The following is a 22,963-nucleotide window of genomic DNA, read 5'->3' on the forward strand; positions in this document are numbered from 1 at the left end:
CTTCAATTAGTGCGTGCGGGTCACTTTGCTCAGGTGGCGCGGCTGATCCGGGTCCATGCCACGGGCCACGGCCAGACCTGCGGCCATCACGTAGAAACTCTGGATCGCCAGAATCGGATCAAGGGCCGGGTGTTCGGCGCGGGTCAGGGTCAGATCGCGTTCGCTCACATCGTCCGGCGCGGCCAGCAACACGCGGGCGCCGCGTTGGCGCATCTCTGCGGCGAGGCTCAGCAGGCCGGCCTGTTCGGCGCCGCGTGGAGCGAAAACCAGCAATGGATAGTGTTCGTCGATCAGCGCCATCGGGCCGTGACGGACTTCGGCGCTGCTGAACGCTTCGGCTTGAATTGCCGAGGTTTCCTTGAATTTCAGCGCTGCCTCTTGAGCGATGGCGAAACCGGCACCACGGCCGATTACCATCAAGCGCTCGCAATCGCGCAGGGCTTCGATAGCCACACTCCAGTCCTGTTTCGCCGCTTCGCGCAGACCTTCAGGCAGGGCGTTGCCGGCCTCCAGCAATTCGCTGTCCTCTTTCCAGTGCGCGATCAAGCGGGCGCTGGCGCTGAGGGTGGCGATAAAACTCTTGGTCGCGGCGACGCTGCTTTCAGTCCCGGCGAGCAGCGGCAGGCTGAATTCACACGCCGCTTCCAGTGGCGAATCGGCGGCGTTGACCATCGACACGCTCAGCGCGCCACGCTTGCGCAACAGACGCAGACTGTTGACCAGGTCCGGGCTCTGTCCCGATTGCGAAAAGGCGAACGCGACCTGACCGCTGACCTTCAACGGCGCCTGCTGCATGGTCACCACCGACATCGGCAACGACGCCACCGGCACACCCAGTTGCTGCATGGTCAGGTAGGCGAAGTAGCTCGCCGCGTGGTCGGAACTGCCGCGAGCGACAGTCATTGCCACTTGCGGCGGCTGCCGGCGCAGGCGCCCGGCGATCTCGATCATCTGCGGGTCGAGCTGTTGCAGTTGGGCTTGCACGGCCTCAAACGAGGACAGCGCCTCCTCAAGCATTTTTGAAGTCAATGTCTTCTCCTTCGACCATGACGGCGGTCAGTGTGAGTGAGCGATCGAGCCGCACGCAGTCGGCCCAGGCACCTGGTGCAAGGCGCCCGCGTTCAGTAATGCCGAGGTAGTCGGCGGGGAATTGCGAAAGACGTTGTGAGGCTTCGGCGATCGGCAAACCGATCTTCACCAGATTGCGCAGGGCCTGATCCATGGTCAGGGTGCTGCCAGCCAAAGTGCCGTCCGGCAGGCGCACGCCGCCCAGGCATTTGGTCACGGTGTGGCTGCCGAGTTTGTATTCACCGTCGGGCATGCCGGCGGCAGCGGTCGAATCGGTGACGCAATACAGGCACGGGATCGAACGCAGGGCCACGCGAATGGCACCGGGATGCACGTGCAGCAGATCCGGAATCAACTCGGCGAATTTGGCGTGGGCCAATGCGGCGCCGACGATGCCCGGCTCGCGGTGATGCAGCGGGCTCATGGCGTTATATAGATGGGTGAAACTGGTTGCGCCGGCATCCAGAGCGGCGACACCTTCCTCGTAACTGCCGAGGGTGTGGCCGATCTGCATGCGCACGCCACGGCTGCTCAGCTCACGGATCAAACCGTCATGACCGGCGATTTCCGGGGCGATGGTGATCACCCGGATCGGCGCCAGTGCCAGGTACTCTTCGACTTCGGCCATCAACGCGGTGTGGGCGAAGTTCGGTTGCGCACCGAGTTTTCCCGGGTTGATGTACGGGCCTTCGAGGTGTACGCCGAGGACCCGCGCGGCACCTTTCGGACGCTGTTCGCAGAACTCTCCTACTTCCTTCAGGACGCTGGAGATCTCGGCACTCGGCGCCGTCATGGTGGTGGCCAGCAGCGAAGTGGTGCCGAAACGCACGTGGGTTCTGGTGATGGTTTCGAAAGCGCTGGTGCCTTCCATGATGTCTTTGCCGCCGCCGCCATGGACGTGCAGGTCGATGAAACCGGGCAGCAGATACGGCAGGTCATTAGTTGCCGGATCGCAAGGCACGCCTTCGATCGACACGACTTTGCCGTGTTCGTGGATCAGCCGGCCGCGAACCCAGCCGCTGGCGGTGAGGATATTGTCTTCGGACATTTTGGTTCTCGCTTTGGGCCGCTCTCAGCGGCGCAGCTCTTTATCTACGAAGCTCTGCAACAAAGTCGTAGTAGTCGTTGCGGCAATAGGTGTCGGTGACTTCGATCGGCGTGTTGTCTTCCAGATAACCGACCCGGGTCATCAGCAGCATCGCGGTACCGGGAGCGATGCCGACCAGCGCGGCGAATTCGTCCGAGGCGTTGATCGCCTGAATGTGCTGCAAGGCGCGGACGATCGGTTTGCCGATGCCGTCGAGGTATTCGTAGAGCGAATCGCCGACCAGTTGCGGCTTGGGCATGATCGAGGCGGGCAGGGTGCTCATTTCGATCGCCATGACCGTGTCATCGGCTTTGCGCAGACGCTTCATGCGCGCAACCTTGTCGTTCGGCGACAGGCTGAGGCGGATCAATTCTTCATGAGTCGGCAGGGTGATTTCGCGTTCCAGCCATTGCGAGCTGGGCACGAAGCCCTTGAGGCGCAGCATCTCGCTGAAACCGGAGAGGCGCGATAGCGGTTGTTCGAGGCGTGGGGTGATGAACGTGCCGGAACCTTGCAGGCGACGGATCAGGCCTTGATCGAGGAGGACTTCCAATGCCTTGCGCGCAGTCACCCGGGAAATGCCCAGTTGCTCGCTGAGGTTGCGTTCCGAGGGCATCGCCTGCTCGGACTTCCACTGCCCGGCATGAATCGCTGCTTCCAGATTGCGTGCCAGTTGCAGGTACAGCGGCGTCGGCTGAGAGTCGTCCGGGCGTAAGGTATGGAGGTCGTTCATGTAGGGCATTTCCGTCGCGAGTATAGGATTGTTGTGGCTCGCTTGTGGGGCGGAAATTAATACCACTTGAATACCATGTCAACGCGATGAAACAGCGCCATATCTAATGAATTGGCGGTATTCAGGGGGTGTGGTTTCAAGTGGTATTAGTGGTTGGCCAGGAAAAGCAAAAGATCGCAGCCTGCGGCAGCTCCTACAGTTGAGAGTGGTATCACCCTTGTAGGAGCTGCCGCAGGCTGCGATCTTTTTGATTTATTTTTTAATGCCGACCAATGGTCGTGAGGAAGTTAAGGGCGGATTTCGACCATCGTGCCGTCCGGCACCAGATTCCACACTTCGCGCATGTCGACGTTACGCATGGCGACGCAGCCGTCAGTCCAGTCGAGGGTGTGGAACAGGTCTTCCGGGGTTTCTTCCGAATCCGGCGTGCCGTGGATCATGATCATGCCGCCGGGCTCGACGCCTTCACGTCGGGCGCGGGCCGAATCGCTGATGTTCGGGTAGGAAATGTGCATCGACAGGTTGAATTTGTCGCTGGTCTTGCGCCAGTCGATCCAATAGAAACCTTCTGGCGTGCGCTTGTCACCCTCTATCAGTTTCGGGCCTTTCTTCGCGCCTTTGCCCAGCGAAATGCGATAGGTCTTCAGCGGCTTGCCGTCAGCGATCAACTGCAGTTGATGAGCCGCTTTGAGCACCAGGACTTTCTCGATGAGCGGGGTATTCGAAGGCGTCACGGTGGTCACGAATGACGCTTGGGAGACGGTAACGAACGACAGGCAAAACAGGGCAAGCAACCAGCGCATTGAAACGATTCCCCAGGGAGTGACGCAGATAACCAACATTTTATATGTATGTGTGCATGTAGGAGCTGCCGAAGGCTGCGATCTTTTTGTCGGCCATCACGCCAATGTCTTGATTAAATAATGACCGGCTGCGCCAACGGAGGAATCGATTCCGACCGAACCGGATACACCTCGATACGCCGATCAGCGAAGAAGCATTCTAAGGTACGCCCCACCGTGCGGAAAGCCAGCTCGTCCCAGGGAATGTCGGCTTCGTCGAATAGTTGCACTTCGAGGCTCTCGGGGCCGGCGGCGAAGTCCAGATCGACCAGCTCGGCGCGGAAGAACACATGCACCTGACTGATGTGCGGCACATCGATCAATGTGTAGATGCTCAGGTTGCGCACGCGGGCGCAGGCTTCCTCGGCAGTTTCGCGTACGGCGGCCTGTTCGATGGTCTCGCCGTTCTCCATGAAACCGGCGGGCAAGGTCCAGTAACCGAGGCGCGGCTCGATGGCGCGGCGGCAGAGCAACACTTTTGTACCCCAGGTCGGTACGCAACCGGCGACGATATTGGGGTTCTGATAGTGAATGGTCTGACAGCTGTCACAGACAAATCGCAGCCGCGAATCGCCTTCGGGAATGCGTTGGGTGACCGGGTTACCGCAGTGGCTGCAAAATTTCATGCTGGGCTTCCTGAATGCTGCGCCTATCTTGGCGTGCAGCGGTGTCGGTCGGCAAGTTGTCGTTTCGCGACACGACGGGTTTCGGGGGCTTGGGCGCTCGCAACGATTGGTGCATGATGCAGAGTAAGGCACAGATCGAGAACACTCATGCTGGACGAGCTACTGCATAGGGTAAGCAACCACACACCGCGCACGCTGGAGACTGACACACGTTTCCCCGAGGCCGCCGTTCTGGTGCCGATCACCCGCAGTGACCAACCGGAACTGGTACTGACCCTGCGCGCCAGCGGGCTTTCGACCCACGGTGGCGAAGTCGCCTTCCCGGGTGGTCGCCGCGATCCGGAAGACCCGGATCTGATCTTCACCGCGCTGCGTGAAGCTGAAGAGGAGATCGGTCTGCCGCCCGGCCTGGTCGAAATCATCGGCCCGCTCAGTCCGCTGATCTCCCTGCACGGCATTAAGGTCACGCCTTATGTCGGCGTCATCCCCGATTTTGTCGAGTATCTGGCCAACGATGCCGAGATTGCCGCGGTGTTTACTGTGCCGCTGGAATTCTTCCGCGAAGACCCCCGTGAACACACGCACCGCATCGACTATCAGGGCCGCAGTTGGTACGTGCCAAGTTATCGATTTGGTGAATACAAGATCTGGGGGCTGACGGCGATCATGATCGTTGAGTTGATCAATCTGCTCTATGACGCCAAGATCAGTCTGCACCAACCCCCTAAAAGCTTTATTAACACCTGAGCCATCGTTCGAATGGCCATCACCGTGGGCGCTGAGGAAGACAAGATGAAATACCGTTTGGGCGACGCCCGTGTCGAGACCCACCCACAGAGCTGGGTCGCGCCCAATGCCGTGCTGGTGGGCAAGGTCAAACTGGAAGAGGGCGCCAACGTCTGGTTCAACGCCGTGCTACGCGGCGACAACGAACTGATCCTGATCGGCAAGAACAGCAATGTGCAGGACGGCACGGTGATGCATACCGACATGGGCTATCCGCTGACCATTGGCACCGGCGTGACCATCGGCCACAACGCCATGCTCCACGGCTGCACGGTGGGCGATTACAGCCTGATCGGCATCAACGCGGTGATTCTCAACGGCGCGAAGATCGGCAAGAACTGCATCATTGGCGCCAACTCGCTGATTGGCGAAGGCAAAGAGATTCCTGACGGCTCGCTGGTGATGGGCTCGCCGGGCAAGGTTGTGCGCGAGCTGACCGAGCCGCAAAAGAAGATGCTCGAAGCTAGCGCCGCCCACTATGTGCATAACTCGCAGCGTTATGCCCGCGATCTGGTTGAGCAGGAAGAATGAACACGCCAGAAAGACCAGTAGCCTCGCCATGCGTGAATATTTGTGCGCTGGATGAGGCTGACATCTGCACTGGCTGCCAGCGTACGGTCGAGGAGATCACCCGCTGGGGCCGCATGAGCAATGACGAACGCCGGGTGGTGCTGGGGTTGTGTCATGAGCGGGCGAAGGCGAGTGGGTTGGTGTGGATGATCCCTTCGAAGTCGTGATCGGCTTGGGACGGCCCTCACCCTAGCCCTCCCGAAACGTCGGACCGCCCAGAGGGAGAGGGGACTGACCGAGTTGATGGTTCGAGTTACATCGACCTGAGCTACCGAGTCGAACTCAGGTTTTGAAAAGCCTCCGATCGGCTCCCTTTCCCTTCGTCTGAAGGGGGAGGGAATGACCGGGTTGATTGTTCGGTCCATACCGGCCTGCGTTCTCGAGTCGAACTCGGGATTCGATTCAACGAAGATCTGCTCCCTTTCCCCCTCGCCCCCATGGGGGAGAGGGCTGGGGTGAGGGGGTAGCTCTTGATTTGCCGGTCAAGTAACCTGTGCGCCAATCTGACAGGTCGCCTCCATGATTTTCCTCATCGCCTACATCAGCAGCGTTGTGCTGATCAACTTCGCCTTCTCCACCGCGCCGCACCTGGACATCATCTGGTCGGCCTGGGGCGGTCTGGTCTTCATACTGCGCGACATGGTGCAAACCCGCTTCGGCCACGGCGCAGTCGTGGCGATGCTGGCGGCGTTGGTGCTCTCCTACGTGACCTCCGATCCCTCCATCGCCTTGGCCAGCGCCACGGCGTTCGCGGTGTCGGAAATCATCGACTGGCTGGTGTTCAGCATCACCAAACGCCCATTGCGCGACCGCTTGTGGATCAGTTCGGCACTGAGCATTCCTCTCGATACCTTCATCTTCTTCGGCATGATCGACCTGCTGACGCCGCCGGTGATCATCACCGCACTGGCTTCGAAATTCGCCGGCGTCACTGCCGTCTGGCTGATCATGGCCTGGCGTGAGCGCAAACAGGCTGTCGCCGGCTGAAGCCAAACCCTCAGGTTCATGTAAAATGCCGCGCTTTCTCCCCATGGAAAGCGCGTCTGGCGCTGCTTTCCTCGATGATCCGCTTCTTTGAGGACCTGAGATGACCCGTATCGGAACTCCGTTGTCGCCAACCGCGACCCGCGTATTGCTGTGTGGCTGTGGTGAGTTGGGCAAGGAAGTGGTGATCGAGCTGCAACGCCTGGGCGTTGAAGTAATCGCCGTTGACCGCTACGCCAACGCGCCGGCCATGCAGGTTGCGCATCGCAGCCACGTGATCAACATGCTCGACGGCGCCGCCCTGCGTGCCGTGATCGAAGCCGAGAAGCCGCACTTCATCGTGCCGGAAATCGAGGCCATCGCCACCGCCACCCTGGTCGAGCTGGAAGCCGAAGGCTTCACCGTGATCCCGACCGCGCGCGCTGCGCAATTGACCATGAACCGCGAAGGCATCCGTCGTCTGGCCGCTGAAGAGCTGGATCTGCCGACCTCGCCGTACCACTTTGCCGACACCTTCGAGGACTACAGCAAAGCTGTTGAGGACCTCGGTTTCCCATGCGTCGTCAAACCGGTGATGAGCTCGTCGGGCAAAGGCCAGAGCCTGTTGCGCAGCACTGATGACGTGCAGAAAGCCTGGGATTACGCGCAAGAAGGCGGTCGCGCTGGCAAAGGTCGGGTGATCATCGAAGGTTTCATCGATTTCGATTACGAAATCACCTTGCTGACTGTGCGCCACATTGGCGGCACCACGTTCTGCGCGCCGGTCGGTCACCGTCAGGAGAAGGGCGATTATCAGGAGTCCTGGCAGCCTCAGGCCATGAGCCCGATTGCTCTGGCTGAATCCGAGCGCGTTGCCAAAGCGGTGACTGAAGCGTTGGGTGGCCGTGGCCTGTTCGGCGTTGAGCTGTTCATCAAAGGTGATCAGGTGTGGTTCAGCGAAGTCTCGCCGCGTCCGCATGACACCGGTCTGGTGACATTGATTTCGCAGGATCTGTCGCAGTTCGCCCTGCACGCTCGCGCGATTCTGGGCTTGCCGGTACCGCTGATCCGTCAGTTCGGGCCATCGGCTTCGGCGGTGATTCTGGTGGAAGGGCAGTCGACGCAGACCGCATTCGCCAACCTCGGCGCGGCGTTGAGCGAGCCGGACACGGCATTGCGTCTGTTTGGTAAGCCAGAAGTGAATGGCCAGCGCCGCATGGGCGTGGCGCTGGCGCGGGATGAGTCGATCGAGGCTGCTCGTGCCAAGGCGACTCGCGCTGCTCAGGCTGTTGTTGTAGAGCTGTAAACCGGGTCGCGTCCATCGCGAGCAGGCTCACTCCTACAGTTGGAATGCGTTCCCCTGTAGGAGTGAGCCTGCTCGCGATAGCGATCTGTCAGGCAACCTGATTCAGATCGTTATTGCGCGTTTCCTTCAGGCACAGCACCGCAATCAAACTCAGCACCGCCGCTGCCGACACATACCCGCCGACATAACTCAAACCACCCATCGCTACCAGCTTCTGTGCGAAGAACGGTGCCGCCGAGGCCCCGACAATGCCGCCCAGGTTATACGCTGCCGAAGCGCCGGTATAACGCACATGAGTCGGGAACAACTCAGGCAATAGCGCACCCATCGGTGCAAATGTCACGCCCATCAAAAACAGCTCGATGCACAGAAACAGCGCCACACCCCAGGTCGAACCCTGAGTCAGTAACGGCTCCATCAGAAATCCAGACAGAATCGCCAGCACGCCACCAATGATCAGCACCGGTTTGCGCCCGTAACGGTCGCTAGCCCAGGCTGAAAGCGGTGTCGCAGCGGCCATGAACAAAACGGCAAAGCACAGCAATCCGAGGAAGGTTTCGCGGCTATAGCCAAGTGTGGAAACCCCATAGCTAAGGGAAAACACCGTCGAGATATAGAACAGCGCATAACAGACCACCATCGCCGCCGCGCCCAGCAGTGTCGGCGCCCAGTACTGGCTGAACAGCTCGACCAGCGGCACCTTCACCCGTTCCTGACGGGCGATGGCGTTGGCGAACACCGGTGTTTCATGCAGTTTCAATCGCACATAAAGACCGACCATCACCAGCGCTGCGCTGAGTAGAAACGGAATCCGCCAGCCCCAACTGCGGAACTGCTCGTCATCGAGAGTCATGGCCAGGGTTAGAAACAAGCCGTTGGCCGCGAGAAAACCAATCGAAGGGCCAAGCTGCGGAAACATACCGAACCACGCGCGTTTGCCTTTCGGCGCGTTTTCCGTGGCCAGCAGGGCGGCACCACCCCATTCGCCACCCAATCCCAGCCCCTGCCCGAAGCGCAGCACGCACAGCAGAATCGGTGCCCACGCGCCAATCGTGGCGTAACCCGGCAGCACGCCGATCAGCGTCGTACACACGCCCATCAACAGCAAGGAGGCGACCAGTGTCGACTTGCGCCCGATACGGTCGCCGAAGTGGCCGAACAGCGCGGAGCCCAGCGGTCGGGCCAGAAATGCGATGCCGAAAGTAAGAAACGCCGAGAGCATCTGCGCCGTGCCGGACGTCTGCGGAAAGAATACCGGCCCGATCACCAGCGCGGCGGCGGTGGCGTAAACGTAGAAATCGTAGAACTCGATCGCGGTGCCGATAAAACTCGCCGTCGCCACGCGGGTGGCGGAGTTGGTCGGTTGGGCAGGCGCGGTGTCGCTGAAAGCGGTACTGGTCGTCATGCGGTGATCCCTGACAGTCATGAGCTCCGTTGGAGCGAATTATTATGGTCGAGCACCCAGGGATGTGGGATGAGGCGCGGTCGCTGTTTCAGGTAGGAACAGTCGCCGGATTGCATATGAAATGGCCGAAACCTGTCGGGTGCGGGGTAAGCACGCGGTTTGGCGGGGCTTGGGTAAGCTGATTTGATTATAGGAAGGGGGCTAACGATCAAACAAGAGCAAAAGATCGCAGGGTAGGAGCTGCCGAAGGCTGTGATCTTTTGATCTCTTACCTGGCCGGCACCAAAGCAGGCACAGACGAGGTATGCCAGATCAGCACTTTGCTCACCCGGTTCTCCTCAGTCTCAAGAATCTCCAGTCGATAACGCCCGATCTTCAAACAAACCGCACTCGCCGGAATCGTTTCCAGCGCCTCAGTCACCAACCCGTTCAGCGTCTTCGGCCCATCACTCGGCAAATGCCAACCCAGACATTTGTTCAATTCGCGAATCGAAGCCGTGCCATCAATCACCATCCGCCCGTCAGTCTGCGGATGAATATGCGGGTTATCCAGGCTGTGCTCGCTCTCAAATTCGCCGACGATTTCTTCGAGAATGTCTTCCAGTGTCACGATGCCGAGCACTTCACCGTACTCATCCACCACCATGCCCAAGCGCCGTTGCTGCTTGTGGAAGTTCAGCAACTGCATTTGCAACGGTGTGCTTTCCGGCACGAAGTACGGTTCGTAACTGGCGGCCAGCAGCGCTTCGCGGGTCAGATCAGCGTTGTTCAGCAGATGGCGGATCTGCCGGGTGTTGAGCACCGCTTCAACCTGATTGATGTCGCTGTGAAACACCGGCAGGCGGGTGCGCTTGTTGTGGCGCAGTTGTTCGATGATTTCTTCGATCGAATCGTCGAGGTTGATGCCGTCGACGTCACTGCGTGGCACCAGAATGTCATTGACCGTGATGTTGTCCAACGCATGAATACCGGAAACCGGGTGAGCGTGAACGGGATGCTCGGGATCATCGTGACGATCAGAAGGCAGATCGTCTTCGCTCTGCTGCACCACTTGGGTTTTGCGCGCAAACGGGCGCATGAGCAATCCGCTGACGCGGCTGAACAGCCAGGCAACCGGATAAATAATCTTCAGCGGCACCGCCAACAAGGTATTGCCAAATGCCAGCACCGCATCCGGATACCGTTGGGCGACGCTGCGCGGGAAATAATCGGCGAACACCAGCAGTATTGCGCCAACACCCAGGCAGGCTGCCCATGGGCCGTTTTCTTCGCAGAGGAAAATTGCCAGCAACGTCGCAATCACCACGGCAAGTGCGCGGCACAGGGTGTTGCAGAGAATCAGGCTGTCGAGCGGGAAGCTCAGCTTCGCCAGTGGTTTATCGCTGGCGCGCGAGGCGGTGCGTTGCGCGAGCAACTGCTGTTGCGCGATTTCGACGGCAGTAAACAGCCCTGACCATAAAATCAGCAGGACAAATACCGCGAGCATCGGCCCTATGGGCAAACCGTCCATTTATGCCGCCCGTCAGATGTGCAGGATGTATTCACGAACCAGTTTGCTGCCGAAATACGCCAACATCAGCAGGCAGAAACCGGCGAGGGTCCAGCGAATCGCCTTGTGACCGCGCCAGCCGAGACGGTTGCGGCCCCACAGCAGCACGCTGAACACGATCCAGGCCAGGCACGCCAGCAGGGTCTTGTGCACCAGATGCTGGGCGAACAGGTTCTCGACGAACAGCCAGCCGGAGATCAGCGACAGCGACAGCAGCGTCCAGCCGGCCCAGAGGAAGCCGAACAGCAGGCTTTCCATGGTTTGCAGCGGCGGGAAGTTCTTGATCAGCCCGGACGGGTGCTTGTGCTTGAGCTGGTGGTCTTGCACCAGTAGCAGCAAGGCCTGGAACACCGCGATGGTGAACATGCCGTACGCAAGGATCGACAACAGAATGTGCGCGAGGATGCCCGGCTCTTCATCGATGATCTGCACCGTACCGGTCGGCGCGAATTGCGCCAGCAGTACGGTGATGGCGCCGAGCGGGAACAGCAGCACCAGCAGGTTTTCCACGGGGATCCGCGAGCAGGCGATCAGCGTCAGCGCGATGACCGCCGCGGCAATCAGGCTGGAGGCGCTGAAAAAATCCAGGCCCAGACCGATCGGGGTCAGCAAATGCGTGAGCAGGCTGGCGGCGTGGGCCACCACGGCGAAGGCGCCGAGGCTAACCAACAGGCGCTTGTTCGCCTTGGCGCCAGTGGCCAAGCGGGTGCTCTGATAAAGGGTCGCAGCGGCATATAGAAGGGCGGCGGCGAGGGTGGTCAGCAAACTGGGTGACAAGGGGAGCATAAATCCTGTTAGGCAAGCCCGAAAGGGGCTGAGTTTGGCATAGAACCGCCATCGCACGAAAGACTCAGGAAGCTGACAGCGAGGTGTCCGCCAGCCGCAGTCTTCGCTATAATCCGCGACCTGCCCACGCCGCAGGCTCGCCGAGCACATGTTGATTCCGGTCTGGGCCGCCATTATCCCGGTCTACACAGGGCCTGAAAGGATCGCGCAATGTTTGAAAACTTAACCGACCGTCTCTCGCAGACGCTGCGCCATGTCACCGGCAAGGCGAAGCTGACCGAGGACAATATCAAAGACACCTTGCGTGAAGTGCGCATGGCGTTGCTCGAAGCCGACGTCGCCCTGCCGGTGGTCAAGGACTTCGTCAATTCGGTCAAGGAGCGCGCTGTCGGCACCGAGGTGTCGCGCAGCCTGACGCCGGGCCAGGCGTTCGTGAAGATCGTCCAGGCCGAACTCGAAAGCCTGATGGGCGCGGCCAACGAAGATTTGAACCTGAGCGCTGTGCCGCCAGCCGTCATTCTGATGGCCGGTCTGCAAGGTGCGGGTAAAACCACCACCGCTGGCAAACTGGCGCGCTTCCTTAAAGAGCGCAAGAAGAAGTCGGTCATGGTCGTGTCGGCGGACGTTTACCGTCCTGCGGCTATTAAACAGCTGGAAACCCTGGCCAACGACATCGGCGTGACGTTCTTCCCGTCCGACCTGAGCCAGAAGCCGGTCGACATCGCCACCGCCGCTATTAAAGAAGCAAAACTGAAATTCATCGACGTGGTCATCGTCGATACCGCCGGTCGTCTGCACATCGACGAAGAGATGATGGGCGAGATCAAGGCGCTGCACGCCGCGATCAACCCGGTCGAAACCCTGTTCGTGGTCGACGCCATGACCGGTCAGGACGCGGCCAACACGGCCAAGGCCTTCGGTGATGCCCTGCCGCTGACCGGTGTGATCCTGACCAAGGTCGACGGCGACGCCCGTGGCGGTGCCGCACTGTCGGTGCGCGCCATCACCGGCAAGCCGATCAAGTTCATCGGTATGGGCGAGAAGAGCGAAGCGCTCGATCCGTTCCACCCTGAGCGTATCGCTTCGCGGATTCTCGGCATGGGCGACGTGCTCAGCCTGATCGAACAGGCTGAAGCGACCCTCGATAAAGACAAGGCCGACAAACTGGCCAAGAAGCTGAAGAAGGGCAAGGGCTTCGACCTCGAAGACTTCCGCGATCAGCTGCAACAGATGAAAAACATGGGCGGCCTCGGCGGCCTCATGGACAAACTGCCGAGCATCGGCGGCGTCAACCTGTCGCAAATGGGCAATGCCCAGAATGCCGCAGAGAAGCAATTCAAACAGATGGAAGCCATCATCAATTCCATGACCCCGGCCGAGCGCCGCGACCCTGAGCTGATCAGCGGTTCGCGCAAACGCCGGATCGCCATGGGTTCCGGCACTCAAGTGCAGGACATCGGTCGCTTGATCAAGCAGCACAAGCAGATGCAGAAGATGATGAAGAAATTCTCCGCCAAGGGCGGAATGGCGAAAATGATGCGCGGCATGGGCGGTATGTTGCCCGGCGGCGGCATGCCGAAAATGTAAGGTGTCCCGTCTCACCCATTCTGCTCGTCAAAAGTGAGCGAAACGGGTGAGGCAGGACACCAAGACTTCGCCGGTCGTCGCACCGGCGCAGACCCTGCAAGGACGCAGGATCAACAGCAAACCCGCACTCGGCGGGAGCTGACTGGCCGTTTTCATCGACGGCTCTATATGCAGATCTGCACGGCATGCCATAGGCGCCGGAAAAAGTCATTTGCAAAAGTCCGGATATTCCTTAGAATATGCGGCCTTTCGGGCACCCATGCCCGCTGTGCATTTAGATTTGCAGCACCGACTACAGGAACGATGTTCACATGCTAACAATCCGTCTTGCCCTTGGCGGCTCCAAAAAGCGCCCGTTTTACCACCTGACCGTAACCGACTCGCGTAACCCGCGTGACGGCTCCCACAAAGAACAGGTTGGTTTCTTCAACCCTGTTGCCCGTGGTCAGGAAATCCGTCTGTCCGTGAACCAAGAGCGCGTAGCCTACTGGCTGAGCGTTGGTGCACAGCCTTCTGAGCGTGTTGCTCAGTTGCTGAAGGAATCTGCAAAGGCTGCGGCCTGAGCAATATGAACGCGACGCCTGCTGTTGCCGATGATTTGATCGTTATTGGCAAAATTTATTCTGTTCATGGCGTTCGCGGCGAAGTGAAGGTTTATTCCTTTACTGATCCGACTGAAAACCTGTTGCAGTACAAAACCTGGACGCTCAAGCGTGAAGGCAATGTCAAACAGGTCGAGCTGGTCAGTGGACGCGGGAGCGATAAGTTCCTGGTCGCAAAGCTCAAGGGTCTTGATGATCGTGAAGAAGCTCGTCTTCTGGCCGGTTATGAGATCTGCGTGCCGCGCAACCTGTTCCCTGAATTGACCGACGGCGAGTACTACTGGTACCAGCTGGAAGGTCTGAAGGTTATCGATCAACTGGGGCAAATGCTCGGGAAAGTCGATCATCTTCTGGAAACCGGCGCCAATGATGTAATGGTAGTCAAGCCTTGCGCTGGCAGCCTGGATGATCGCGAACGCTTGTTGCCCTATACGGCGCAATGTGTGTTGGCCGTTGACCTGGCCGCGGGCGAGATGAAGGTGGATTGGGACGCGGACTTCTAAGCGTGGCTAACTTGCGCGTAGAAGTGATCAGTTTGTTTCCCGAGATGTTTTCCGCCATCGGCGACTACGGCATCACCAGTCGAGCGGTCAAACAGGGGCTCTTGCAGCTGACCTGTTGGAACCCGCGGGATTACACGACGGATCGGCATCACACTGTGGACGATCGCCCGTTTGGCGGTGGTCCGGGCATGGTGATGAAGATCAAGCCCCTGGAAGATGCTCTGGTTCAGGCCAAGGCAGCAGCCGGGGAGGCGGCGAAGGTGATTTACCTGTCCCCCCAAGGCCGTCAACTGAATCAGTCGGCGGTACGCGAGCTGGCACAATCGGATGCATTGATCCTGATTGCCGGCCGTTATGAAGGCATTGACGAGCGCTTTATTGAGGCTCATGTCGATGAAGAGTGGTCGATTGGCGACTATGTACTGTCTGGCGGCGAGCTGCCGGCGATGGTCCTGATCGATGCGGTTACACGACTGCTGCCTGGAGCTTTAGGGCATGCGGATTCCGCTGAGGAAGATTCCTTTACGGATGGTCTGCTGGATTGCCCGCACTACACCCGACCTGAGGTGTATGCGGATCAGCGTGTTCCCGACGTGTTGCTGAGTGGCAATCACGCGCATATCCGGCGTTGGCGTTTACAGCAGTCCCTTGGTAGGACCTTTGAACGACGCGCCGATCTTCTGGAAAGCCGCTCGCTTTCTGGAGAAGAGAAGAAGCTGCTCGAGGAATACATCCGCGAGCGGGACGATAGTTAACAACGTATCGATGGTAGATCGAACGATTTACCTTAGGAGCACAGCATGACCAACAAAATCATCCTTGCACTCGAAGCAGAGCAGATGACCAAAGAAATCCCTACCTTCGCCCCAGGCGACACTATTGTCGTTCAGGTGAAAGTGAAGGAAGGCGATCGTTCCCGTCTGCAAGCGTTCGAAGGCGTTGTAATCGCCAAGCGTAACCGCGGCGTGAACAGTGCGTTCACCGTTCGTAAAATCTCCAACGGTGTTGGCGTAGAACGTACTTTCCAGACCTACTCCCCGCAGATCGACAGCATGGCTGTTAAACGTCGCGGTGACGTACGTAAAGCCAAGCTGTACTACCTGCGCGACCTGTCGGGTAAAGCAGCTCGCATCAAGGAAAAACTGGCTTAAGTCCAGCTTCCGATGCAGAAAAAAGCAGCCTACGGGCTGCTTTTTTGTTGCCCGCAATAAAACTGCCCCCATCCTGTAGGAGCTGCCGAAGGCTGCGATCTTTTGATCTTGCTTGTATTCGGAAGCCAGATATCGAGTCTATTTCATGACCACCCGCGACCAGGAAATCCAGCGCCGCACCGAACTCTCGGTGACTCGCGTAACCAAGGCTGTCTTCCCGCCGACCACCAACCACCACAACACCCTGTTCGGCGGCACTGCGCTGGCGTGGATGGATGAGGTGTCGTTCATTACCGCCACACGCTTTTGCAGATTGCCACTGGTGACCGTGTCCACCGACCGTATCGACTTCAATCATGCGATCCCGGCCGGGTCCATCGTTGAATTGGTCGGGAAGGTGATCAAGGTCGGCAACACCAGCCTCAAGGTCGAGGTAGAAGTCTTTGTTGAGAGCATGAGCTGTGATGGTCGCGAGAAGGCCATTCACGGGCAGTTCAGCTTCGTTGCCATCGACGACGACAAGCGACCGGTGCCGGTGCTGCCGGGGTTTGCGGCTTGATCTGATACCGCGTTGCGGCTATCGCTGGCAAGCCAGCTCCCACAGGTTATGTGTCGAGCATAAAAGCTGTGAACTACACGATATCTGTGGGAGCTGGCTTGCCAGCGATTCGATTTAAGCAGCGCCGCCGTTCTCAGGCTGAATCAACGCCAACAACGTCCACCCCGGCCCAGGTTTCACGGTAGTCTCCGGCGTCACCACATGCACCCAGCCACTGTCATCGCGCATGAACAACAACGTGGCGCGATTCCCGTGCAGTGCGCGGTAATCCTCCCAGCCAAACCCATCCGTCAATGTCGTGCTGTACAACTCGGCGCCCTGGCCCATCTGGCTGGCCAGTTTCGCGTAGGTAAACGCCTCGCTACCGAGCTGATTGCCTCGATGTTCCAGACTCGCCCGATGTTTATCGCTGCGCCGACTCTCATGACCACTGGCCAGACCAAACAAGCGCTGATGGCCGAAGTCATGCCGAAAGCGCATCGCTGCCAAGGTATTGAGTTCACCCGAAGGCGACAGCGCCAGCAAATGCCCGAGCCCGACCAGATCCAGATGCGCATCGGCATGTTGCGAGGCCGGGTTGCCGAAATACGTCGGCAAACCTTCCATGCGTGCGGCACGAATATTTTCCCAGCTCGAATCGGTCAGCAGCACGCGGCTGCCCAGTTGCTGCAGCGACTTGCCTAGCTCCCGCGCGGGGCCGTTGGCGCCGACGATCAGAAAGCCGCTCGGCGCCGGTTCGGCAACCTTCAACAGGCGAGCCAGCGGTCGTGCCGTGGCGCTCTGCAGCACGACGGTGCCGATAATCACCGCGAAGGTCAGCGGCACCAGCAGCAGCGCGCCTTCGTGCCCGGCTTCATGCAGACGAATCGCGAAAATCGCCGAGACCGCCGCCGCGACAATCCCGCGTGGCGCAATCCAGCACAGCAAAGCGCGCTCACGCCAGCTCAGGCTCGAACCAGCGGTGCTGAGCAACACGTTCAGCGGCCGGGCGATTAACTGAATCACCAACAGCAGAATCAGCACCAGCGGCCCCAGTCCGATCAGGGCATACAGATCCAGGCGCGCCGCCAACAGAATGAACAACCCGGAAATCAGCAGCACGCTGAGGTTTTCCTTGAAGTGCAGGATGTGCCGTACATCCACGCCCTTCATGTTCGCCAGCCACATGCCCATCAATGTCACCGCCAACAGTCCCGACTCGTGCATCACGGTGTTCGAAGCAATGAAAATCCCCAGCACCGCTGCCAGCGAAGCGAGGTTATGCAGATACTCCGGCAGCCATTGCCGGCGAATCACCGTACCGAGCAGCCAGCCACCGACAACGCCGAACACCGCGCCGCAGAGAATCACGCCGCCAAAGGTGAACAGGCTCTGCTTGAGGCCATGTCCTTCGGCGCTGGCAATGATGAAGCTGTAAACCACCACGGCGAGGAGGGCGCCGATCGGGTCGATGACGATGCCTTCCCAGCGCAGAATGTTGGCGATCGAGGCTTTCGGTCGCACCACGCGCAGCATCGGCACAATCACGGTCGGGCCGGTGACCAGCGTCAGGCTGCCGAACAGGATGGCCAGCATCCAGTCGAAGCCGAGCAGGAAGTGTGTAGCGACGGCGATGACGATCCAGGTCGAAATCGCACCGATGGTCACCAGGCGATGAACCACACTGCCGATCTCTTTCCACTCCGACAGGTGCAGGGTCAGGCTACCTTCGAACAGAATCAGCGCCACCGCCAGCGACACCAACGGCATCAGCAGCGGCCCGAACATTTCCTGCGGATCGAGCCAGCCGAGCACCGGGCCGACCAGAATGCCGGTCAGCAACAGAAACAGAATCGCCGGCAGCTTCAGGCGCCAGGCCAGCCATTGGCAACCCAGCGCCGCCGCGCCAATCCCGCCAAATGCCAAGAGAATTTGCTGCTCGTTCATTGATGCTCCCTGTTCCTTGAAATAGCCGGCTATGAAAGACTAGCGCCCATTCCTACAGTTCACTCTACATTTGCGCACAGTCCATGAGGCTGTGTGTCTTGAGCGCCCATGCCTGCCATCGACCATCCGCTGATTGACCAATTCCTCGACGCTCTATGGCTGGAGAAAGGCCTGTCCGATAATACCCGCGGCGCTTATCGCAGCGACCTGGCGCTGTTCAATGGCTGGTTGCAGGAGAAAAATCTGCAGCTGATCAACGCCGGTCGCGAGCTGATCCTCGATCATTTGGCCTGGCGATTGGAGCAGAACTACAAACCGCGCTCCACAGCCAGATTCCTCTCCGGGGTGCGTGGCTTTTATCGCTATCTGCTGCGGGAAAAGCTGATCAGCGTCGACCCGACGTTGCGCGTCGACATGCCGCAACTCGGTAGGCCGTTGCCTAAGTCCCTGTCGGAAGCCGACGTCGAAGCCCTGCTCAAAGCACCGGATCTGAGCGAAGCGATCGGCCAGCGTGACCGCGCCATGCTTGAAGTGCTGTACGCATGCGGTTTGCGGGTGACGGAACTGGTCAGTCTGACGCTGGAGCAGGTCAATTTGCGCCAGGGCGTGTTGCGAGTGATGGGCAAGGGCAGCAAGGAACGGCTGGTGCCGATGGGCGAGGAGGCGATTGTCTGGATCGAGCGTTATATGCGTGATGGCCGTGGCGAACTGCTTGGCGGCCGGCCAAGTGATGTGCTGTTCCCCAGTCAGCGCGGCGAGCAGATGACCCGCCAGACCTTCTGGCACCGGATCAAGCATCAGGCCAAGGTCGCGGGCATCGGCAAGTCGTTGTCGCCGCACACCTTGCGTCACGCGTTTGCCACGCACCTGCTCAACCACGGCGCGGATTTGCGCGTGGTGCAGATGCTGCTCGGCCACAGCGACCTGTCCACCACGCAGATCTACACCCACGTCGCCCGCGCTCGATTGCAGGATCTGCACGCCAAACACCATCCAAGAGGTTAACTCCATACCTTCCCCTGTAGGAGCTGCCGAAGGCTGCGATCTTTTGATCTTGAAAACAAAATCAAAAGATCGCAGCCTTCGGCAGCTCCTACATAAAGCGGTGTGATCTATGGCGACAGGCGCATTCGGCCACCGTGGCCTTATGTGTTAGGCTTTGCCGGTTTGCACGATGGACGGTTATGACCCGGTGTTCCGGCACGGGCGTTCTGATCGTTTCATTTGTCCGCCTTCAGGAGTTCTCATGCGTCTGACCCAGATTTTCGCCGCCGCAGCCATTGCGTTGGTCAGCACCTTTGCCGTCGCCGATGACGCGGCCGACAAAGCGATTCGTCAAAGCCTGGAAAAACTCGAACTCGAGGTTCCGGTAGAAAGTATCAGTGCCAGCCCGTTGCCAGGCATGTACGAGGTCAAGCTCAAGGGCAGCCGCGTGCTCTACGCCAGCGCCGACGGCCAGTACATCGTTCAGGGTTACCTGTTCCAGCTCAAGGACGGCAAACCGGTCAACCTGACCGAGAAGACCGAACGCCTGGGCATCTCCAAACTGATCAATGCCATCCCAGTGGCCGAAACCGTGGTTTATCCGGCCGTGGGCGAAACCAAATCGCACATCACCGTGTTCACCGACACCACCTGCCCGTACTGCCACAAACTGCACGCCGAAGTGCCTGAGCTGAACAAGCGCGGCATTGAAGTGCGCTACGTCGCGTTCCCGCGCCAGGGTCTGAACTCGCCGGGCGATGAGCAGCTGCAAGCCGTGTGGTGCTCGAAAGACAAGAAAGCCGCGATGGACAAAATGGTCGATGGCAAGGAAATCAAGGCCGCCAAGTGCGATAACCCGGTTTCCAAACAGTTCGCCCTCGGTCAGTCGATCGGCGTGAACGGCACACCGGCCATCGTTTTGGCTGACGGACAAGTGATTCCGGGCTACCAGCCTGCGCCACAAGTCGCCAAACTGGCGCTGGGCGCGAAGTAATTCGTATCGTCACGGTCAGCCGTGACGATCATGGTCCGGTAGCAGCATCGCCGGGCCATTAATAGAGAGCCGCGAGCACGCGGTTGTTTTCCGGCCGACCCCGCGTCGGCCGTTTTATGGGGAGTTCACAGTGAATCCGGTCAAAGTAGGCATCTGTGGGTTAGGGACCGTCGGTGGCGGTACCTTCAACGTACTTCAGCGCAACGCCGAGGAAATCGCTCGTCGTGCCGGGCGTGGAATCGAAGTGGCACAAATTGCCATGCGCACGCCAAAGCCTCAGTTCCAGACGACCGGTATTGCGATTACCAACGATGTCTTCGAAGTGGCCACGAACCCTGAGATCGACATCGTCATAGAGCTGATGGGCGGCTACACCGTTGCCCGCGAGCTGGTACTCAAGGCCATCGAGAATGGCAAGCATGTGGTCACCGCGAACAAGGCTCTGATTGCCGTTCACGGTAATGAAATTTTCGCCAAGGCACGCGAGAAAGGCGTGATCGTCGCATTCGAAGCAGCTGTGGCCGGTGGCATTCCGGTGATCAAGGCGATCCGTGAAGGCCTGTCCGCCAACCGCATCAACTGGGTCGCCGGGATCATCAACGGCACCGGTAACTTTATCCTCACCGAAATGCGCGAGAAGGGCCGTACCTTCGAAGACGTGTTGGCCGAAGCTCAGGCACTGGGTTACGCCGAAGCCGATCCGACTTTCGACGTTGAGGGCATCGACGCCGCGCACAAGCTGACGATCCTGGCCTCCATCGCGTTCGGCATTCCGCTGCAGTTCGACAAGGCTTACACCGAAGGCATCACCAAGTTGACCACCGCTGACGTGAATTACGCCGAAGCGCTGGGCTATCGGATCAAGCACCTCGGTGTGGCGCGCAGCACCGCCGCCGGTATCGAGTTGCGCGTACACCCGACGCTGATCCCGGCCGATCGTCTGATCGCCAACGTCAACGGCGTGATGAACGCGGTGATGGTCAACGGTGACGCCGCCGGTTCGACGCTGTTCTACGGTGCTGGCGCCGGCATGGAGCCAACTGCTTCGTCGGTGATCGCCGACCTGGTCGATGTGGTTCGCGCCATGACCTCCGACCCGGAAAACCGTGTACCGCATCTGGCCTTCCAGCCGGATTCGCTGTCGGCCCATCCGATCCTGCCGATCGAAGCCTGCGAAAGCGCTTACTACCTGCGCATTCAGGCCAAGGACCATCCGGGCGTTCTCGCTCAGGTGGCGAGCATCCTCTCGGAGCGCGGCATCAACATCGAGTCGATCATGCAGAAGGAAGTCGAGGAACACGACGGTCTGGTACCGATGATCCTGCTGACCCACCGTGTGGTCGAGCAGCGCATCAACGACGCCATCGCCGCCCTCGAAGCGCTGGCCGGCGTCAACGGTCCGGTTGTGCGGATCCGCGTCGAGCACCTGAACTAAGTTGTTGTCCTGCACCGGCCCCGTGAACGGGGCCGTTGTTGTGAACACTCTCCATTGGAGTCAGTCATGCGTTACATCAGTACCCGCGGCCAGGCACCGGCCCTGAATTTCGAAGACGTCCTGCTGGCCGGTCTCGCCACCGATGGCGGTCTGTACGTTCCGGAAAACCTGCCACGTTTCACCCAGGAAGAGATCGCTTCCTGGGCCGGCCTGCCGTATCACGAACTGGCCTTCCGGGTCATGCGCCCGTTCGTCACCGGCAGCATTCCGGACGCCGATTTCAAAAAGATTCTCGAAGAAACCTACGGCGTGTTCTCGCACAACGCCGTGGCGCCGCTGCGTCAGCTGAATGGCAATGAATGGGTGCTGGAGCTGTTCCATGGCCCAACCCTGGCGTTCAAGGACTTCGCTCTGCAACTGCTCGGTCGCTTGCTCGACTACGTGCTGGAAAAACGCGGCGAGCGCGTCGTCATCGTTGGCGCCACCTCCGGTGATACCGGTTCGGCCGCCATCGAAGGCTGCAAGCACTGCGAAAACGTCGACATCTTCATCCTGCACCCGCACAACCGCGTGTCCGAAGTGCAGCGTCGTCAGATGACCACGATCTTCGGCGAGAACATCCACAACATCGCCATCGAAGGCAACTTCGATGACTGCCAGGAAATGGTCAAGGCGAGCTTCGCCGACCAGAGCTTCCTCAAAGGCACGCGTCTGGTGGCGGTGAACTCGATCAACTGGGCGCGGATCATGGCCCAGATCGTCTACTACTTTCACGCCGCCCTGCAGTTGGGCGGTCCGGCGCGTTCGGTGTCGTTCTCGGTGCCGACCGGCAACTTCGGCGATATCTTCGCCGGTTACCTGGCACGCAACATGGGCCTGCCGATCAACCAGTTGATCGTCGCCACCAATCGCAACGACATTCTGCACCGCTTCATGAGCGGCAATCAGTACGTCAAGGACACCCTGCACGCCACGCTGTCGCCGTCGATGGACATCATGGTTTCGTCGAACTTCGAACGCCTGCTGTTCGACCTGCACGGTCGCAACGGCGCAGCAATCGCCGGTCTGATGGATTCGTTCAAGCAGGGCGGCGGTTTCAGCGTCGAGCAAGAGCGCTGGACTGAAGCGCGCAAACTGTTCGACTCGCTGGCCGTAGACGATGCGCAGACTTGCGAGACCATCGCCGAAGTCTACGAGCAGACCGGCGAAGTGCTGGATCCGCACACCGCCATCGGCGTCAAAGCTGCGCGCGAATGTCGTCGCAGCCTGGACATTCCAATGGTCATCCTCGGTACCGCGCACCCGGTAAAATTCCCGGATGCGGTGGAGAAAGCCGGTGTAGGAAAAGCGCTCGAGCTACCTGCACATCTTTCTGATTTGTTTGAGCGAAACGAGCGCTGCACCGTTTTGCCAAACGAGCTGAAAGCCGTGCAAGCCTTTGTCAGCCAGCATGGCAACCGCGGCAAGCCGCTTTGAGCCATTAAAAGCTGTCACATTTTGA

24 protein-coding genes are annotated in these 22,963 nt (G+C 59.5%); 15 read left to right on the forward strand and 9 right to left on the reverse strand.

Going from position 1 to position 22,963, the window contains the following annotated elements; all coding sequences use genetic code 11:
- Positions 1-6: 6 nt before the first annotated feature.
- From ACZZ0A_RS01700 to ACZZ0A_RS01720, 5 genes are all read right to left on the reverse strand, one after another.
- Complete coding sequence (locus ACZZ0A_RS01700; protein ID WP_414916584.1) at positions 7-1,029, reverse strand: SIS domain-containing protein; 1,023 nt, start codon at positions 1,027-1,029, stop codon at positions 7-9.
- A complete protein-coding gene (gene nagA, locus ACZZ0A_RS01705; RefSeq protein ID WP_414894674.1) occupies positions 1,010-2,116 on the reverse strand; it encodes an N-acetylglucosamine-6-phosphate deacetylase in 1,107 nt (368 codons plus the stop codon). The genes ACZZ0A_RS01700 and nagA overlap by 20 nt, the downstream gene beginning before the upstream one ends.
- A gap of 40 nt (positions 2,117-2,156) precedes the next feature.
- Positions 2,157-2,888, reverse strand: a complete 732-nt coding sequence (locus ACZZ0A_RS01710; RefSeq protein WP_093436861.1) for a GntR family transcriptional regulator — start codon at positions 2,886-2,888, stop codon at positions 2,157-2,159.
- Between the two features lie 287 nt (positions 2,889-3,175).
- Complete coding sequence (locus tag ACZZ0A_RS01715; RefSeq protein ID WP_007909004.1) at positions 3,176-3,691, reverse strand: L,D-transpeptidase family protein; 516 nt, start codon at positions 3,689-3,691, stop codon at positions 3,176-3,178.
- Between the two features lie 113 nt (positions 3,692-3,804).
- Positions 3,805-4,356 (reverse strand): NUDIX hydrolase, encoded by a 552-nt coding sequence (locus ACZZ0A_RS01720; protein ID WP_414894673.1) that lies wholly within the window; start codon positions 4,354-4,356, stop codon positions 3,805-3,807.
- 147 nt (positions 4,357-4,503) lie between these two features.
- Between ACZZ0A_RS01720 and ACZZ0A_RS01725 the strand changes: the two genes are divergently transcribed.
- The 5 genes from ACZZ0A_RS01725 (at position 4,504) to purT (ending at position 7,981) form a co-directional block, all read left to right on the forward strand.
- Positions 4,504-5,103, forward strand: a complete 600-nt coding sequence (locus ACZZ0A_RS01725) for a CoA pyrophosphatase (protein ID WP_007909000.1) — start codon at positions 4,504-4,506, stop codon at positions 5,101-5,103.
- Between the two features lie 45 nt (positions 5,104-5,148).
- The gene (locus tag ACZZ0A_RS01730; RefSeq protein WP_007954617.1) at positions 5,149-5,673 is read left to right on the forward strand and encodes a gamma carbonic anhydrase family protein; all 525 of its coding nucleotides are present in this window, start codon (positions 5,149-5,151) and stop codon (positions 5,671-5,673) included.
- Complete coding sequence (locus ACZZ0A_RS01735) at positions 5,670-5,879, forward strand: DUF1289 domain-containing protein (protein ID WP_095112570.1); 210 nt, start codon at positions 5,670-5,672, stop codon at positions 5,877-5,879. The genes ACZZ0A_RS01730 and ACZZ0A_RS01735 overlap by 4 nt, the downstream gene beginning before the upstream one ends.
- Before the next feature lie 352 nt (positions 5,880-6,231).
- The gene (locus tag ACZZ0A_RS01740) at positions 6,232-6,699 is read left to right on the forward strand and encodes a VUT family protein (protein ID WP_123375695.1); all 468 of its coding nucleotides are present in this window, start codon (positions 6,232-6,234) and stop codon (positions 6,697-6,699) included.
- Positions 6,700-6,799: 100 nt separating this feature from the next.
- Entirely contained in the window at positions 6,800-7,981 is a 1,182-nt protein-coding gene (gene purT / locus ACZZ0A_RS01745) for a formate-dependent phosphoribosylglycinamide formyltransferase (protein ID WP_007908992.1), read from the forward strand.
- Positions 7,982-8,069: 88 nt separating this feature from the next.
- On the opposite strand, the gene ACZZ0A_RS01750 is transcribed toward purT, so the two are convergent.
- From ACZZ0A_RS01750 to ACZZ0A_RS01760, 3 genes are all read right to left on the reverse strand, one after another.
- Entirely contained in the window at positions 8,070-9,386 is a 1,317-nt protein-coding gene (locus ACZZ0A_RS01750) for an MFS transporter (protein ID WP_007908991.1), read from the reverse strand.
- A gap of 268 nt (positions 9,387-9,654) precedes the next feature.
- Positions 9,655-10,896 carry a CNNM domain-containing protein gene (locus ACZZ0A_RS01755; RefSeq protein ID WP_463542446.1) on the reverse strand — a complete coding sequence of 414 codons (1,242 nt, stop codon included), beginning with the start codon at positions 10,894-10,896 and terminating at the stop codon, positions 9,655-9,657.
- 12 nt (positions 10,897-10,908) lie between these two features.
- Entirely contained in the window at positions 10,909-11,721 is an 813-nt protein-coding gene (locus tag ACZZ0A_RS01760) for a cytochrome C assembly family protein (RefSeq protein ID WP_007908989.1), read from the reverse strand.
- A 210-nt stretch (positions 11,722-11,931) separates the two neighbouring features.
- Here ACZZ0A_RS01760 and ffh point away from each other — a divergent pair, with 210 nt between their 5' ends.
- The 6 genes from ffh to ACZZ0A_RS01790 all read left to right on the forward strand — a co-directional run bounded on the left by ffh (position 11,932) and on the right by ACZZ0A_RS01790 (position 16,123).
- Positions 11,932-13,308 carry a signal recognition particle protein gene (ffh, locus tag ACZZ0A_RS01765; protein ID WP_007908988.1) on the forward strand — a complete coding sequence of 459 codons (1,377 nt, stop codon included), beginning with the start codon at positions 11,932-11,934 and terminating at the stop codon, positions 13,306-13,308.
- A 311-nt stretch (positions 13,309-13,619) separates the two neighbouring features.
- Positions 13,620-13,871 carry a 30S ribosomal protein S16 gene (rpsP, locus tag ACZZ0A_RS01770; RefSeq protein WP_003185073.1) on the forward strand — a complete coding sequence of 84 codons (252 nt, stop codon included), beginning with the start codon at positions 13,620-13,622 and terminating at the stop codon, positions 13,869-13,871.
- A gap of 5 nt (positions 13,872-13,876) precedes the next feature.
- Positions 13,877-14,413, forward strand: coding sequence for a ribosome maturation factor RimM (rimM, locus tag ACZZ0A_RS01775; RefSeq protein ID WP_007908985.1), 537 nt, complete (start codon positions 13,877-13,879; stop codon positions 14,411-14,413).
- Positions 14,414-14,415: 2 nt separating this feature from the next.
- Complete coding sequence (trmD, locus tag ACZZ0A_RS01780) at positions 14,416-15,168, forward strand: tRNA (guanosine(37)-N1)-methyltransferase TrmD (protein ID WP_007908983.1); 753 nt, start codon at positions 14,416-14,418, stop codon at positions 15,166-15,168.
- 45 nt (positions 15,169-15,213) lie between these two features.
- Positions 15,214-15,564 (forward strand): 50S ribosomal protein L19, encoded by a 351-nt coding sequence (gene rplS, locus ACZZ0A_RS01785; protein ID WP_003175895.1) that lies wholly within the window; start codon positions 15,214-15,216, stop codon positions 15,562-15,564.
- A gap of 145 nt (positions 15,565-15,709) precedes the next feature.
- Positions 15,710-16,123: an acyl-CoA thioesterase gene (locus ACZZ0A_RS01790; RefSeq protein WP_007908981.1), complete on the forward strand. Its 414-nt coding sequence runs from the start codon at positions 15,710-15,712 to the stop codon at positions 16,121-16,123.
- 114 nt (positions 16,124-16,237) lie between these two features.
- Here the strand turns inward: ACZZ0A_RS01790 and ACZZ0A_RS01795 are convergent, their stop codons facing one another.
- Positions 16,238-18,049, reverse strand: coding sequence for a cation:proton antiporter (locus tag ACZZ0A_RS01795; protein WP_463542447.1), 1,812 nt, complete (start codon positions 18,047-18,049; stop codon positions 16,238-16,240).
- 108 nt (positions 18,050-18,157) lie between these two features.
- Here ACZZ0A_RS01795 and xerD point away from each other — a divergent pair, with 108 nt between their 5' ends.
- From xerD to thrC, 4 genes are all read left to right on the forward strand, one after another.
- The gene (xerD, locus tag ACZZ0A_RS01800) at positions 18,158-19,054 is read left to right on the forward strand and encodes a site-specific tyrosine recombinase XerD (RefSeq protein ID WP_007908976.1); all 897 of its coding nucleotides are present in this window, start codon (positions 18,158-18,160) and stop codon (positions 19,052-19,054) included.
- 241 nt (positions 19,055-19,295) lie between these two features.
- Complete coding sequence (gene dsbC, locus ACZZ0A_RS01805) at positions 19,296-20,027, forward strand: bifunctional protein-disulfide isomerase/oxidoreductase DsbC (protein ID WP_007908974.1); 732 nt, start codon at positions 19,296-19,298, stop codon at positions 20,025-20,027.
- Positions 20,028-20,157: 130 nt separating this feature from the next.
- A complete protein-coding gene (locus tag ACZZ0A_RS01810; RefSeq protein ID WP_007908972.1) occupies positions 20,158-21,462 on the forward strand; it encodes a homoserine dehydrogenase in 1,305 nt (434 codons plus the stop codon).
- Positions 21,463-21,528: 66 nt separating this feature from the next.
- Positions 21,529-22,938 (forward strand): threonine synthase, encoded by a 1,410-nt coding sequence (gene thrC / locus ACZZ0A_RS01815; RefSeq protein WP_007908970.1) that lies wholly within the window; start codon positions 21,529-21,531, stop codon positions 22,936-22,938.
- Positions 22,939-22,963: the final 25 nt, after the last annotated feature.

The organism is Pseudomonas sp. AC242 (assembly GCF_979258655.1).